Source organism: Ornatilinea apprima (assembly GCF_001306115.1).
GTDB classification, from domain to species: Bacteria; Chloroflexota; Anaerolineae; order Anaerolineales; family Anaerolineaceae; genus Ornatilinea; species Ornatilinea apprima.
The window spans coordinates 101,320-116,455 of record NZ_LGCL01000002.1; the positions used below are offsets into that span (position 1 = coordinate 101,320).

A 15,136-nucleotide genomic window follows, 5' to 3' on the forward strand; every position below is an offset into this window, starting at 1 on the left:
TTGTTATCATCTCATTATGGTTGCGTGATCGTGATGCGATTATAATGCAGAGCAAACTTTACCGGCTGGAAAAATTCAACAACCTGCATATCACTCTTTTCTGAAATTTTATAAGATTCAGCAGGAATCTCAAAGGTAAACAATGATTTCGGATTCAGATCCGCCACAAACAATTGGATCGAATCCTCACTCTGGCTCAATCCCGACAGCCAATCGAGAGATCTCAATGGCTCTTCCTTTTTCAGTAAAAGCAATCCCGAAGAGGCTTCCCACTTCTGTTCGGGTTCCACACCTATAAGCGGAATGCCAGGCAAATAAAACTGGAGGTGCCGCCAGTTTGTAGAAATGACGGCGATATGGCTATCCTCAGAATGCTCCTGTAATGCGGATATCCTCTGAAGGAAGAAATGATCATTTTGAACAATCGTATCACGCGTTAGGAATCGCTGCTGCCCTTTTCCAAGTGGATATTCCGGCAAAAGGAGGAATACTGAGGCATTCAACGCGCATATCAGTCCGAGAGAAATCATCCAGGCATTCCGCTTATCTGAAAAAATCGACACCCACCCAAAGCCTGATAGAACTATAAGGGCCGGTAAAAAGACAAACACCAACCCTTGTTGGCCCATGTGAACCAATAAATAATAAAGTCCGACTGGAACCATCCAAATCAACAGAAACAAAACCTGGCTCCAATACTGTTTTGCGATACCCCTTACGCGGATAAGAAGTCCAATTAATCCTAATCCGCAGAAACTTAAACCGTAGGCAGTATATAACGCGAGCTTGGAGCTATTCCTCACAAGCCCCTGTAATCCCGCACCTGAGAAAATTGAAGTGGAAGATTGAAAACGGTCAGAGAACTGGCCCAAAATGCTCATGTAGGATCGAAGTCCCCCACTTAGGGTAATGAGAGGAATAAACCATGCCAGGCACACTAAAATCCCGATGGCTGCCCAGCGAAAGATTTGCGCACGTTGATATCGAAGAACAGTGTACAACACCAATGGAAGCAAAAAAACCAGGGTTTGCGGGCGAAAGCCACCCGCGGCAGCGTTCAAGCCGGCTGCCCAATAGCCAGCTGTAGGATTCTTCTGAGCAGCATACAGCAGCAGCGCGCAAGTAATAACCAGAAACGCGTCCAGACTGTGAGGAAGGGCAATTTCACCATAAAACCAGAATAGCGGAGATGTGATTAGGAACAGGGAGGAAGCGATACCAGTTGCCCGATTGAATATTGCACTTGCAAGAAGATAGAGAAAAGCAGCGGCTAATCCACTCGAAAGAATGGAAATAGCCACCATGCTCGAGTTCGGGTTGTCAAATAGCAAATTTACCAGCCGGCTCAATAACACATATAGCAAATAGCCCGGTGGGTGCGGCTGCTCTTTCTGCAGGTTGAATTCAGAAATGGCAAACGCGAAGTTGACCGAATCCCAATGATACAAAATTTGTGAAATAAAAGGAAGGCGAGACAATACAGTTACCACACCCAATCCAAGAGCGATCAGTCCTTCAGTAACAGCGTTTGACCGGCCTACTGGAAGATCAGTCATTCTCCCTCCATTGGAAGATCTGTACGTTTCCTTGCCGATAAACTTCTTGCAACTCTGGAATAGCCGATACATTAAAATTGCCCATAGATTTCTCAACCGGTCCCAGAAATACATAATCCACGGAAAATGAATTTAAATACTCCTTTTGAGAAGGTGTTAGGGGATTACCCTGGAAAAAAAGTCTCACAAACTCCTCTTTTTCAAAGTAATCCACCGTCTGGGCCCAATGAGCCAAAAAAGCCTTATTTCCGCTCCAGGCAGGGATATATTGGCCAATAGTTAATGAGCTGATCACAACATCATCTCCACTCGAATTTTGTTCCAACCACTTTAATGCATCTACCTCTGCTTTTTCTAAATAATAAGGGTAGGAAAAACGCTGTAAATCAATGAAACGCCATGCTAATAAATAGAGATTCGTTGGAACAACAAGGAGTATGAGGATCACACCCATCAATATTTGATGGCGGGGAAAAGGCTTTTTATTTACTACGCGCAGTCTGTTAGTCAGCCAAAGCGTCATGGTTTCAACCCAAAACTCAACAGCCAAAATGCCGACGGGAATTTGCCAGCCGTTCAACATATGAATCTGGTAATCAACTGGGAGATAAATTAATACAAAGCTGATCAAAAACCATCCCAAGACAAATAGCTGCAGATCCGACTTTCCTTTCAAATCATACATTCGCCCCACCAACACCTGGAGAAGCGCTAAGATGAGCGGAATTCCCATTAGAATCAGAAGATGAGGCGGCGAAGGGGTAAACACACCCGCGTTTGCAAATTGGGCTAATATCCGGTTCCACAGTGGATCCAAAGCCGTCAGCAAAAAAGAGTATAAACCCGGTGGAAAGGATAAGAAACCTACAACAAGGATTATCTTGAACAAGAAAAAGGGAAATTTATTATCCCGCAGCCATAACAGCAAGAAGAAAGCACCCATCACCGCGTAAATGATCCAGAGATCATACGCGTGTTGCCAACCCCAGAATTGTCCCAACAAGCCGCCCCAAACAGCAAACCTAAGTTTCTTTTGCTTCCAAGCCTGCATAAAAAACCAGAAGACAGAAACGTATAGCGCTGCCGCAAGAAAATGCGGATACCCCAACAATCCTAAAAATGTGTTCCCTTCAGCAATAAAGACATCAAAAGGAAAACGAATATCCGCCAGGCCGTTCAGGTACTTATCAATGACCCAAATCCATCCCAGACCAGAACCAAATGAAATAACCAGAAAACTTAATTTTCGCTTATATGGATCAGTGAAGTACGCACTGGCACAATAATAGCTCACTGCCATAAAACCAAGTCCGCCAAAAATGCGTAGAATTTGAATTGCTCCCGAATAACCAAATTGAAATAGAGAGTTCAGCTGGCCGAGGCTCCACCACAAAAGGTTGAAAAATACGGGCGCGTTCACCTCTGGTGTTAATTTATTTTCAACCAACAGTTGCTCCTGAAAATCCCGCATCCAAGAAAAATATTGGGCATGATCAGGAACATCCAACATAATCCCCATAAAGACTTTTGACTCAGGTGCAAATTTTTCGGCAAAAAGATAAGGCAAAGCCGTTATGGCAAGGGCGAGCAAAGCCGTTAACGCAACAAAAAACTGCTCTTTCCGTTCAATTTTTATGTTGTTCATTTCGCTCTAAACCCAGCTTTTAGGTTTGATGATAGGGATGAGTCGCGATCGACAATCCACTTAATTGCAAAAATCGTTCCCAAGAAAATCCAGCTATATTGAATGTAATCAAAAGCCGCAATCCCTTGTGTGTAAGGGAACGGCACCATCCAGTCACCCAATCCCATTGCGATAATGCACCCAATCGTTCCAGCAAAAACTGCATTTGTTAACGCCTCCAGAAAATCCCCCTTTCCCTTTAACCTTCTACATAATTTGAATCCTTCAAACGCAACCACTGCAAAAAAGCTCACAAAAGAGATCAATCCAAAAATTCCTGTCTGCGCCAGAATGTCCAAATAATTATTATGGGTTGCCATTGCCTGGTCAGGAAAATAGGTCATATAGTAGGCAGCATATCCACCAGGGCCTGTACCAAACAAAAAATGTTCTTTTGTCAGGGTTAAGCTAGCTGCCCACGCGTCTAACCTCGTATAGCCGCTTTCCGTCTGCTCCTGAGCAAGCGCTTCTTTTATAAAGTCAATTTTTATTAGCCCCACAATTAAAATCGCCAATACCAGCAGAAGGAATAATTTTTTCGAACGCATCCAGATTAACACACCTAAAGCTGTTAAGGCCGGCAGCCAACCGGTAACCCAAGATATGTTGATTAAGAATCGGTACCGAATCCAGACTCCAGCAAGCGCTAATAAGCCCAGCTTAAAATATGGTTTGAGGCCGCGATCAAAAAATGCCCAGGCGACACAGATCACAACCACCCACATTGTGAATAGCCCCTGGTTACTTACCATCAACCCCGTTCGATTAAAAAATACCCAGATCAGGCGGTGCGTGAATCGAATTTCATATAAATATCCATAGCACCCCATTATGATCATAATGATCGCCATGGCTTTCAAAATCCACGTTTCTCGGATTAAGTTCGATGAGATTAAAAACGTCACCGGAAGCATGATCATGACCGTTGTAGCCGCTAATTGCACTTTGAAAAAGCTCGACCATGTGATTACAGTCGGGTCGCGGAAAAGCGTACCCCATACCAAAGATATGGCCACAATGGTCATATACGCAAAAAGTGGGATGTTATATGGTTTCTTTTCAACTTGAATGCGTTTTTCTAAAACGATCGACCTTAAAATCCACAAACCGCTGATCATAACTACTAGCAACAGGCTGTCGACTACCACGCTGGCTGTTCCTGTGCTGACATACAATGGGATCACCCCCCCGCTAATGAGAAGAATGATCGGGCTAAATTGCAGATTTTGTGTGTAAAAATTGAAACCAATTAGTAAAGCCGGAATGATGCTGATGGCAACCGCCACAATTGGCTTAATCGCCGAAGCGCTTAAACCCAGGATTAGAGCAATCGCAATCGTAATGAAAATAACAACGAAGTCCATATGAGTTCGATAAAATTCTTGAATCCTTTGCGCTAGTCGTTTCGGATTCCTTTGAATTTCTGTTTGATTAATGGTCATCGTATTACCTGTTTATTTTTGAAACCAGTCGACTGAATGGACGCAATGTTTGATTCCAACTATACTGACTCTCGACAGACATTTTTCCACTTTTGCTCAGCGCTGCCCTCCATGCCGGATCAATAAAGAGGCGGGCGATCTGGTCGGCAATTTTGGTGGGCTCATTAGCAATCACTACGCCGCTCTCCGCCAAAGATGCCAACCCTTCGGCCCCCTTTTCTGTAGACACAACTGGCGTACCCAATGAAAGAGATTCGAGGATTTTTAGACGAGTGCCACCGCCTGAAAACAACGGAGCAACACTCACGACACTGGAGGCAACTCTTGGTCGCACGTCGCTCAGGTAACCGGTTAGCACAACGCTAGGGCACAAGTTGAGTTGATTCAGGTCGCATCCCTGGTACTTGCCCGTGATATATAGCTTCGCGCTTGGGAATTTATCCAGAATTATGGGAAGAACCCGGTGCGTAAAAAATGCCATCGCCTCTAAATTAGCTGAGTAGGTGAGCGAACCGGCGAACACCATCGAAAGTGGTTCAATCTCAAATTTCCCAACGAATGGCTGGTTCCCATCTGTATCAACGCCGTTTTGGATGACCTCAATGGGACAGGAAGGTTTCACCCATCTCAGCACCAGATCGCGTTCCTGTTCAGATACAACCGACATTCCTACCAAATCTTTGCTTTCTTTGCGAAGATAAGAAGCCAATTTGGAAAAAGTGAGCTTGCCACGCGCCGATTTCAAACCACGCTGTTTTTCAAACCGGTCAACGTAGACCCCAATCTCAATCTCTTCAAGGAAACAAGGAATATTCCCAATTGCCTTTCTATAGGGCAGCATATCAATCTGGCTCAATATCGCCATGTCATATCGCTCGCGACTGCTCAATTCCTCTACTTTTTTAAATAATTGGGGAGAGTGTGTGCCAACCAGCGATCTCGGTTTAGGGGAGAGATAGCCGAGTAATGATTCAAATCGAGCTGGTTGAAATGAATCATAAAGAAACGCAAAAGAATCTCTGCAGTATTGAACTGTTTCTACATTGGTGCCCTGGTCCGCTTGATGAAATGAAACCAAATCAATGACATGCCCCAATATGTTGAGGTGTCTCAATAATTGGAAGATACGCATCCGCGATCCGTTATCGGGCGGGAAAGGCCACCAACGGGATAAAAAAAGAATATTCAAGACGCTCGCACAATCCTTTTTCCCCAACGGTTTCCGAGATTATCCATAAGAGCTTGAATGTGGGCTTTTCGCAGCCGCCGTTGGTTTTTCCATTTCAATCGGATGCTCCAACTAACTAAAGTGCGTAAATCCTCTGCCAGTGCCCGTAAATAAACCAACCAGCCCATTTTCGACAACCGGATGAACAACAAACGGTTGCGCGTCATATAATAGTGCACGTTCTCAGAGGCGGCCCGTGCCTCTGGAGTGATTTTATGCCAGATCAACGCTTGCGGAACCACCACGCAGCCCCAACCATTTTTTCTGGCGCGCACACAAAACTCTGTTTCCTCATAATATGCAAAAAACCGATCATCCAAAAATCCGATTTCGTCAATTACTTGCCTTTTTACAAGCAATGCACAGCCCGTAACAAAATCAACGCTGAAAGGCGATCGGGTGTCAAACAGCTCTTTCTTCTGTCCAATCCCCACCATACTAGTCTCGCCGCGGCTCAAATCTATAGATCCTCCTGCAGACCAGATTGTATCGGGTAATCCTGCATAACAAATCAACGGACCTGCAATCCCAATGTCCGGTGTGCTCTCTAATGCGGTTACTAACCGGCTCAAGAAATGCGCATCCACCAACGTATCATTGTTTAACAGCAAAAAGTAATCAGGCTGGTATTTTCGCGCGTAATCGACGCCAATATTATTCCCCCCAACAAAGCCTTCGTTTGTTTTCAACAAGATTGTGTTAATCCCATTAAGCCTTTTTAGCCGCTCAACAGAACCATCTGTAGAGCCATTGTCAACAACCAGCACAGAAAAATTTGGATATGTCAAATCCTCCAAAGATTTCAAACAGGCTTCTGTATCTGTCCAACGATTCCAATTAATGATAATGATCCAAACAGAGGGATATGATTTGTTGAATTCGTTTTTTCTTGCCATTTATTAAGAAAACCCATTCAAGCTCATCCATTTCATCATCCATCTAGCGAATCAAATTACCAGAAATGAACCTGGTTTTGGAGACTGGGTAATCAACTCGCTCAACGGATATAACAAGGAGCAGCCAGAAGTTATGATATCAAAAAAACTGTCTTTTCTGCCTCACACTTAGGAGATATGCAAGGAAATGGCACGCTCCAACAAATTTTTTGTTAGGGCTTTTTAGGACGGAATTGTAAATACAAGAACAGCCCGACCACAATCATCCCCCCCACCACGCCAATGATGATTCCCGGAAGTGTGTTTGCCTCAGCAGGCGTGTTCGTTGAGTATTCAGATAGATCTACTGCTGTCGGAGTCGCGGTAAAGATTGTTGGCTGTGCTGCCACCGTAGGCACAATGGTGACTTCAATGGTCTCCGCTTCTGGCAGTTCTTTTAAGTTCTCAACATCGCGAAATGTGGAATAAAATGAATACTCATTTTCAGTGGAACGGAAATTCGTTGGAGAAGAAAACAATAAAACAATTTGCTTTTGAGATTTTGGATTTATTGCAACTGCCAAATCAGTGATTTTTTCATTACCCTGTAGCCTGATGCTGTTTGAACTACCTACAAGCCACTTTCCATCCACCCAATCCCAAGAATTGATGCCCCAATTGCCCACATTCAGATCTTCATTTACTTGAATCAGGCTTACATTCCCTGCCTTGCTGACAGCCAGACGAGTTGATTCATCAATAGGTAGGTTCATTAGAGAAATTGCTGGCGATACTACCCACCTTACCCCCTGATTCCCCGAATAATTATGGATAAGCTGCGTGGTGGACCCAACTACTTTTCGCCAATAGCGGTGAATATTCCCGAACCCATCGGATAAAATGGTGTGATCAAAGATCTGCCCTTCATCCACTTTTTGTGGCACGGCCCAAGTTGTGCCGCTATCATTGGATGATGAATAATAAAGTTCGGTGTAATTCTCATTATCAATAAATGGGTACACCTTCCACAAAGCAAAAACATTCAATCCATCGCTGGACGCAACTTTTGGATTGCCCACCCTCAGCCACTGGTTTTCTTCACCTTCTGCTATCGTCTTTTCAGACTGCCAGGTTTCTCCGCCGTCGTCTGAACGAACCAGGTAGATTCCTCTGCCGGTATTAAGGGGAGAAGAATAAACAATGAAGTACACATTTTGATCAGTGATGATGATCTGAGGGTTATTGACTGTGCTGGCTGAATGAGAAATTTTTATCGGAGTGCTCCACGCTGAAGAGCTTAAAGCTCGGTCAGCAGAAGCGTGGCTAAAGAAAAGGTTCTCTCCCCTTGTATCACTCCAAACCAGTCCTAATTGGTTGTTTTTTGCTACATCAACCGAAGCAGCGCCAGCATCCCCTTCGGGTGAGCTGATCACGCCGGTATGAACAGACCATTCGCCCTCCTCCCAACGGGAATAGAAGATTTCACGATCAATTAGCGTCTCTGCACTAGAAGAATCAGCCACGCTGATAAAATGGAATCTGCCCTTATCGTCTTCCGCGATGCTCGTGTCGAGCAACGGCGCCTTTGGAGCTGTAATCCGGTTAAACGTTGTCCAGTTAGTGCCTACACCTTTCCAATCGTCAATCTCCCCCAAATTACGTGTCAACCACCAGATATCGCCGGGAAATTGGTTGTCCGAACTGCTAGCCACAACCGCAATCTGATTCCCTCCCAACATGAGCAACCGGTTCGACGAAAAAGTGACCAAATTATAATTACTTGGATCGATGTAATTATCAAGGATGGCTTGCTGCCCGGGCTCACTCCAATCTTCACCATTCCAAATGGAAAAATATTTTAAGCCCATCAGTTGCGAAGACATGAGAAATAAACCATTCTCGCCCGCTATGACATCGTAATCCGAAACACACCCATTCAGCGAATGAATAATGGGTTGTTTTTCTTGCCAAGTCAATCCGCCGTCTTGACTATATTGGTAATACTGTGTGCAACTCTGCCCTAATTGATCTGATTTCCATACCAGCATAATATTTTTATCTTTTGCGCTGCTGCGTACTTGGATAAACCTTTCCGTTTCACGCTGAGAGCTCGGGCCATCGACTTGATAATAATCGCTCCAGGTGCGGCCCCCATCATCAGAAAAGGCGCCCAGCACAGAATTGCTGGGTTGATTATCCCAAAACAGGTAGACGCGCTGTCCTGTCTCGGTGTTCACCGATTCCACTTGAACATTTGCCTCTGCAGATGTCAACCGTCGGAAATAGTTGGACTCAAAAATTTGAATGGGGGTTTGCCATATCCCATTCATTTGCTTTCGATATACAATACCCGACCTTTCAAAAGAGCTTGAAGAGCTCTTCACATACGCCAGGTGAATATTCCCTTGATCATCACTGATCACATTAAATTTTGTCACTGACTCTGAAAGCGCCTGGCGAGGCAGCCAGCTTGCCGATTGATTAAAAGAACTCTCGATAACGTAGGAATGATAAAGCACTCCTCGACTATCCAGCCAGAAGGCATGGATCAAGCCTTTCCCATTGGCAACAAACACGGGCAGATTATTCGTTGTTCTGTTCGATTGATCAGATGAAAGCGGCAAAAATGGAAAAAATACGCTTTCCGGGATTGTCCACATTCCTTCTTTGTATTGAATATACATAAACCCCGAATAAATGTCTTCCCAAATGACATGAATGTTCCCTTTTGAATCCATTACCGCCGAAGGATTGATTGCACCACCAGACACGGAAATATTAATCGGCTCGCTCCAATCACCAGAACCACTCTGTGCATGAGCGAAACCAACAGGGAAGGACATCGAAAACACAAGTACTAGGCCTAATATTCCCCAAAAAGGTTTCAAGAATCTTAACTTCTTTGCATGCATAATCGATTCCTTCCCTGAAGAAAAACCATTTCGGTCAATTCCTTTTCTACCACTCTATTCTATATGCTTTCTGTCTTGGATGATGCCCAAAAGAGATGTTGAATTCCCACATTCAACGCCGACTTAAAGGTGGCCCAATCTGAAAACAACATTCTGAAATATGTCAGCATCGGGCCGGGGCGAAAAGCCCATTCTCGAAATGCGCGCTTTTGCCAATAAAGCAGGCGCTCGGCCGGCAAGCCTGGGTAATCCAACACAGTCCCTTTGTCCATATCAACCGATTCCCAGCGGGTTCCCTTGCGGAACCATCCTTGTTGAACCACTTCAAAGAAAAATGGCGTGCCAGGGTATGGCGCGGCGACATGGAATAAAGCAATATCCAGTGGCAGATTCTTGGCAAACTGAATTGTTTCCTGAATGGACTCTTCTGTTTCGCCAGGAAGCCCAATGATGAAGTAACCCCAGTTCATAATTCCAGCATTCTTTGACCAGGTTAATGCCCTTTTCACTTTATCAAGGTCCGTTCCTTTTCGAACATGCTTAAGGACTTGCTCATTTCCACTTTCAATGCCCCAAGAAATTAACCAGTTGCCTGCTTTCGCCATAAGCTGCAGCATTTCTTCATCAACGTAATCAACGCGGCTGTTGCAAGTCCAGCGAATATTAATCTTTTGATCAATCATCATCTGACATAATTCCATCACCTGCTCCCGGTGAACAGTAAATAAATCCGCATACATGTGAATACTGTTAACACCCATTTTCTTTAGCTTCCACAACTCTTCCATCAACAGCTGTGGCGAGCGGATTCGGAGGCCAAATTGATAACTGACATGCTTAATACAAAATGTGCATCCAGCCGGGCAGCCACGACTGGTTACAATAAATGTGTAGGGGCCGTTAATCATGGGCATACGGTACTTTTCCCAGGGCAGCAACTCGTGCAACGGGATGGGCAAATCGTCCAGGTTCTGGATGAATGGGCGAGGAGCATTGATCACGATCTTGCCATCTTTTCGCCAGGCCAGCCCGCGAATACCAGCAATATCAACCTGCCCGTCTTCACCAAACGATGTTTTATAGCCAGGTTCGTTTTCAAAAATTCTCTCAGCAAAATCTGGACGCTGGTCTATCTTATTCTCAAGGTGGTCCAGCAAATCTCGCAATGTAATATCCGGCTCCCCCACAAAAATAAAATCTAATGCGGGGTAAGCGCGCATTGTCTCACGCGGGATAGGGGTTACATGCGTGCCAAACGCCATAGTTTTTGCACCGCGCGCTTTGGCCAAAAAACAACCATACATATCATTTTCCAACGTCGGCGCGGTAACCTGGGTAAGATAATACTTTGGCTGGTACCGGTCTAACAGCTCCGAAAATTTTTTCCAGCTGATCTTTTCTGCGTTGGCATCAATAATCTTTAAGGTAAAAGTCGGAGAAAGAATAGCAGCCATCTGAGCTAAAGAAACTTGTGGCCACACCATATTCTCCCTGGTCCGGCGGCCAACCCGGTGCTGGCTACGAATCCAATATTCGCCATCCGGCGTCGGGGGGTTTACCAATACAATGTCCACAGCTTCAGGGGAGCGCGGCATATCTCGCAACCCTTGTAAAACAATATCATCTGCGTTAGGGAAATTGGAATCCGGCAGTTTGGGTAATCGACGGTCGCCTAAATTTACCCATAACTTTCCATTAATTTTTTTGTCTTCCATGTTGACTCTCCTTTGTGAGCCGTCTATGAACCAATAATCAATTGACAGAAATCGTACTCAAGTCTCCAAGGACTCGAATCAATACCCAATAGATGATTAACTGCATACCTGTCAGCATTACCATCGCGCTGATCAATAAATAGAACCAGATGCGTGTCACATCCCAACCCGAAAAACCAAGCAGAATGCTAATAACGGCAACAGCCAAGCCGACCAGCAATGTAGCCAACCCAATCCAACCAAACTTCAGCTCCAGAGGCGTTTTGAAAACTGGCCTACCAAACAATCCCTGGCGAATCGGGCGCTGATAAAACAGTGATACTAAATAATTGAACATTACACCTAAAGAAAACAGACTGACACCAGCCAAGCTAAATACCAATGCCGCAAACAGAGCCGCAATGCCCCACGGTCCAAGTTCTGTAACGCCGGTCAAACGGGCAATCACCATCCCCGCACCAATAATGGCAGCCAGCGCCAGGCTGAACATACCCAAAAATCCAAAAACTCTAACAGGATTATAAGAAAGAACCGTCCAGGTAATCGATTGAATGTATACAGTTCCATCCCGAACCGCGTTTAATTTCGACCTTCCCACACGTTCAGCATAGGGGATGGGAATCTCGACCATCTTAATATCTTCATGAAGCGCCCTGGTGCTCATAATGGGTGTCAGATTAAGACCATCTGGCAGCGGGCTGACTTTTTCAAGAATTTCTTTTCGGAATACACGCATTCCGCTGGCGCTGTCGGTAATGTGCTGGCGGCCAAGCAGACTGATGAAACCGGCAAAAAATGTGTTTCCCATCCGCCTCACCAGCGGCATTTCACTTTTTTCTCCCGCCATTCGCGAGCCAATCACCAGGTCAGATCCATCAAGCACGGCCTGGCACAATTTTGGAAAATACTCAGGCGGATAGGTGCCGTCAGCATCCAAAAAACCAATGAACTCACCTTTTGCTTCTTGGAAACCGGTTTTTAAGGCGCCTCCATACCCTTTATTCTTAACATGCTGAATCAACCGAACGTCCTCCATCGATTTAACAATCTCGGCAGTCCGGTCTTTTGATCCATCATCCACAACCAGAAGTTCGAGAGCTTCAATCCCAATCTTTTTCAAATCGTCACGAACGCTTAAGACCCGGTTGCAAATATTCGCTATGCCTTGTTCTTCGTTGTATGCTGGGATAACAACTGTAAGCATTGTCATTATGTTTACCCTCCAGAGTTGTGGAAATAGACATGTTTACTTCCAGTAAGGTCGGTGCCATCGATACTCCGAATAACTTTCGCGGGAACCCCTGCAGCCACGCTGTGAGGTGGAATATCTTTGGTAACTACGGCTCCAGCTGCGATAACAGATCCTTTTCCAATCGTTACTCCATCTAAAACAATCGCGCCAGATCCGATCCATACATCATCGTCAATAACAATTCCCTCAGCGGTAATCCCCTGATCAACAAAAGATTTGTTTGGATCATCAAAAACATGGTTAACCGCAATAATTTGGGTAAAAGGAGACGTGTAAACACGATCTCCAATATGCACCCCACCCTGCCCGCGAATTACAGAATACTCGCCAACCAGGCTGTCTTTTCCAATCCATATTCCGGCATCCGGAAGGCCGCGGAAATTGTAAACATGCAGCACAGCCCCATGCATGATAATGCTGCGCTCACCAATATGGATACCAGCCGGGCACGCATGCAGATAGGTGTTCTCGTCCAGGTAAACCCCATTCTCCAGATGCAGCCCGCTCGCGAATCGGATTCTGACATTCTTCTCAATTGCCACCCAACCATGCATTTTCATGATCAAGCGGTAAAAAATACCCCGCATACCGATCCCTGCCAGCGTAGGTACCCACCCAATGCAGAAAAACCAGAACTGTTCCCATAAATATCGAACCAGGTTATGGGCTTGCCTGCCAATATAGGTCTTCAACTGCCTGAACATAGTATTTTTCCATGCTCCGCCCATTCGACATATCATCGAACGGGTGATTTCTATAACCCACAATGAATACGGCACTTATCATATTCATTATGTTTTTACTTCCAAACGGACCCGGGGGCAAGGCTCCGCTTGCAGATTATTTGTTCATCGATTCCGAAAGCACTTCGTGTATGAATGTATAATAAACCAATGAATACAGCAATCTTTCTGGACCGAGATGGAGTAATCATTGAGAACCGCTCTGATTACGTTCGCTCGTGGCTTGATGTTTCCATTTACCATCAAGCATTACAAGCGCTTTCCATGCTATCCAAGCTTCCGGTAAAAATCTTCGTTGTAACAAATCAATCAGCCGTTGGAAGAGGCATTATTGATCTTGAGACGGTTCACCAAATTAACCAACGGCTTCTCGAAATTATCATCCAAAATAACGGCCGCGTGGACGGTTTCTATATCTGCCCTCATCTTCCCTCAGATCAATGTAACTGCCGCAAGCCCGAACCGGGGCTGATCCTGCAAGCAGCCAATCAATTTCAAATTGATCTGGCTAATTCCATCCTGATTGGTGATGCCCTTTCCGACATTCAAGCTGCACAAAACGCAGGCATCTTGAATACTTATTTGGTTCGAACTGGGCGCGGTGCTGAACAAGAAGCCATGTTGCGTGATTCACCCATTTCGGGCTGCGTCATTTGTAATGACCTACTTACCGCATCAAGATTAATCATCACCAAAGGTCAACTATAGCTTGTTAAAATCACCGCATATCAACTCTGCGGTAATTAAAAATCACTTTCGTCCCATCGCGTTCAATCGAAAATGGCAGCTCTTGTAATCCAGAGAGGACTTGCCGTACATTTTCCTGCTTATTAGCTGGACAGTACAATAATAAGAACCCGCCCCCTCCCGCGCCAGAGATCTTCCCGCCAATAGCGCCCGCTTTTCTGGCTGCTTCATAATAATCTTCGATTGGACCGTTAGTAATGTTTGAGGCTAATTTCTTTTTGATTTGCCAGCTCTCATGCAGCATTTCACCAATCGAATCCACATTCCCATTTTCAATTAGGTTAAATGCATCGTAAGCAAATTGCTTTAATTGCTGCAAATATGCATGATTATCTGTTACCTTGTTATTTTGCTCCTGCAGAATGGAAGATGCGCTACGCGTTATGCCGGTGAAAAAAAGCATCAGGTTGTTGCTCAACAAACGATAACCTTTTTCACCCAAGTTTAACCGCCGCGATGTGATCACCCCTTCTTTGGTAAATTCAATCAGCCTTAATCCCCCATACGAAACAATATACTGGTCTTGAATACCAATGGGTTTCTTTAATATATCAATTTCAATTTCACAGGCTTCTTGGGCCAACCGGTCTGCGGTAACAATTTCTCCCAAGTAAGTATACATCGCCTGCAGAGCACCTACAGTCACTGTACTCGATGACCCCAACCCTGAACCAGCTGATGGAATATCTCCCATCGTGGTGATCTCAATCCCTTGCTTAATCCCTGTTTTTCTTAACGCTTCACGGATCAATTCATGTTGGACTTCCTCAATGGTATCGACCATCTCTGTTTTGGTGTATCCAACCCGAATCTTCTTATCAAAACGCTGTTTTATGGTAACAAAAATATACTTATCAATCGCAGCGCTAAGTACACACCCCCCATGCTGCGAAAAATAGGAATAAAAATCGGTGCCTCCGCCAAACAGACTCACTCGCAGTGGTGTTTGAACGATAATCATACTATTTCCTTGTTGAAAGCC

At 44.9% G+C, this 15,136-nt stretch carries 11 protein-coding genes; 1 reads left to right on the forward strand and 10 read right to left on the reverse strand.

Annotated elements, in window-relative coordinates; genetic code table 11:
* Positions 1-14 precede the first annotated feature (14 nt).
* From ADN00_RS00470 to ADN00_RS20455, 9 genes are all read right to left on the reverse strand, one after another.
* Positions 15-1,556, reverse strand: coding sequence for a glycosyltransferase family 39 protein (locus ADN00_RS00470; protein WP_075060988.1), 1,542 nt, complete (start codon positions 1,554-1,556; stop codon positions 15-17).
* Positions 1,549-3,201 carry a hypothetical protein gene (locus tag ADN00_RS19935; protein ID WP_075060989.1) on the reverse strand — a complete coding sequence of 551 codons (1,653 nt, stop codon included), beginning with the start codon at positions 3,199-3,201 and terminating at the stop codon, positions 1,549-1,551. Before ADN00_RS19935 ends, ADN00_RS00470 begins: the two co-directional genes overlap by 8 nt.
* Complete coding sequence (locus ADN00_RS00480) at positions 3,198-4,682, reverse strand: O-antigen ligase family protein (RefSeq protein WP_075060990.1); 1,485 nt, start codon at positions 4,680-4,682, stop codon at positions 3,198-3,200. Before ADN00_RS00480 ends, ADN00_RS19935 begins: the two co-directional genes overlap by 4 nt.
* Positions 4,683-4,686: 4 nt before the next feature.
* Positions 4,687-5,814 (reverse strand): glycosyltransferase family 4 protein, encoded by a 1,128-nt coding sequence (locus ADN00_RS00485; RefSeq protein ID WP_082389767.1) that lies wholly within the window; start codon positions 5,812-5,814, stop codon positions 4,687-4,689.
* 53 nt (positions 5,815-5,867) lie between these two features.
* Positions 5,868-6,806 (reverse strand): glycosyltransferase family 2 protein, encoded by a 939-nt coding sequence (locus ADN00_RS00490; protein ID WP_075060992.1) that lies wholly within the window; start codon positions 6,804-6,806, stop codon positions 5,868-5,870.
* A 212-nt stretch (positions 6,807-7,018) separates the two neighbouring features.
* Entirely contained in the window at positions 7,019-9,697 is a 2,679-nt protein-coding gene (locus tag ADN00_RS00495; protein ID WP_152966198.1) for a sialidase family protein, read from the reverse strand.
* A gap of 59 nt (positions 9,698-9,756) precedes the next feature.
* Entirely contained in the window at positions 9,757-11,412 is a 1,656-nt protein-coding gene (locus tag ADN00_RS00500; RefSeq protein ID WP_075060994.1) for a B12-binding domain-containing radical SAM protein, read from the reverse strand.
* A gap of 37 nt (positions 11,413-11,449) precedes the next feature.
* Entirely contained in the window at positions 11,450-12,622 is a 1,173-nt protein-coding gene (locus tag ADN00_RS00505) for a glycosyltransferase family 2 protein (protein ID WP_075060995.1), read from the reverse strand.
* A gap of 5 nt (positions 12,623-12,627) precedes the next feature.
* Positions 12,628-13,392, reverse strand: a complete 765-nt coding sequence (locus tag ADN00_RS20455) for an acyltransferase (RefSeq protein ID WP_330218339.1) — start codon at positions 13,390-13,392, stop codon at positions 12,628-12,630.
* Between the two features lie 165 nt (positions 13,393-13,557).
* On the opposite strand from ADN00_RS20455, the gene ADN00_RS00515 reads away from it, so the two are divergent.
* Positions 13,558-14,115 (forward strand): D-glycero-alpha-D-manno-heptose-1,7-bisphosphate 7-phosphatase, encoded by a 558-nt coding sequence (locus ADN00_RS00515; RefSeq protein ID WP_075060997.1) that lies wholly within the window; start codon positions 13,558-13,560, stop codon positions 14,113-14,115.
* A 10-nt stretch (positions 14,116-14,125) separates the two neighbouring features.
* On the opposite strand, the gene ADN00_RS00520 is transcribed toward ADN00_RS00515, so the two are convergent.
* Positions 14,126-15,115 (reverse strand): GHMP family kinase ATP-binding protein, encoded by a 990-nt coding sequence (locus tag ADN00_RS00520; RefSeq protein ID WP_075060998.1) that lies wholly within the window; start codon positions 15,113-15,115, stop codon positions 14,126-14,128.
* Positions 15,116-15,136: the final 21 nt, after the last annotated feature.